This window comes from Cohnella soli (assembly GCF_042655525.1).
Lineage (GTDB): Bacteria > Bacillota > Bacilli > Paenibacillales > Paenibacillaceae > Cohnella > Cohnella soli.
The window spans coordinates 1-761 of record NZ_JBHSMI010000033.1; the positions used below are offsets into that span (position 1 = coordinate 1).

1 rRNA gene is annotated in these 761 nt (G+C 57.2%); it reads right to left on the bottom strand.

Annotated features, from left to right (window positions below):
* Position 1: 1 nt before the first annotated feature.
* Positions 2 to 761, bottom strand: a 23S ribosomal RNA gene (locus ACFPOF_RS23705); the annotation flags it as partial.

A 761-nucleotide genomic window follows, 5' to 3' on the forward strand; every position in this document is an offset into this window, starting at 1 on the left:
GTAGGATAAGCCCTCGACCGATTAGTACTCGTCAGCTCCACACATTGCTGCGCTTCCACCTCGAGCCTATCAACCTGGTGTTCTTCCAGGGGTCTTACGAATTGGGAAATCTCATCTTGAGGCAGGCTTCGCGCTTAGATGCTTTCAGCGCTTATCCCTTCCGCACTTGGCTACCCAGCGGTGCTCCTGGCGGAACAACTGGTACACCAGCGGTGCGTCCATCCCGGTCCTCTCGTACTAAGGACAGCCCCTCTCAAATTTCCTACGCCCGCGACAGATAGGGACCGAACTGTCTCACGACGTTCTGAACCCAGCTCGCGTACCGCTTTAATGGGCGAACAGCCCAACCCTTGGGACCTACTTCAGCCCCAGGATGCGATGAGCCGACATCGAGGTGCCAAACCTCCCCGTCGATGTGGACTCTTGGGGGAGATAAGCCTGTTATCCCCAGGGTAGCTTTTATCCGTTGAGCGATGGCCCTTCCATTCGGTACCACCGGATCACTAAGTCCGAGTTTCCTCCCTGCTCGACTTGTAGGTCTCGCAGTCAAGCTCCCTTATGCCTTTGCACGCTACGCGCGATTTCCAACCGCGCTGAGGGAACCTTAGAGCGCCTCCGTTACTTTTTAGGAGGCGACCGCCCCAGTCAAACTGTCCGCCTGACACGGTCCTCCTGCCCGATAAGGGCAGCGAGTTAGAACTCCGATACGATCAGGGTGGTATCCCAACGGCGCCTCCATGGAAGCTTGCGCTCCCACTTCA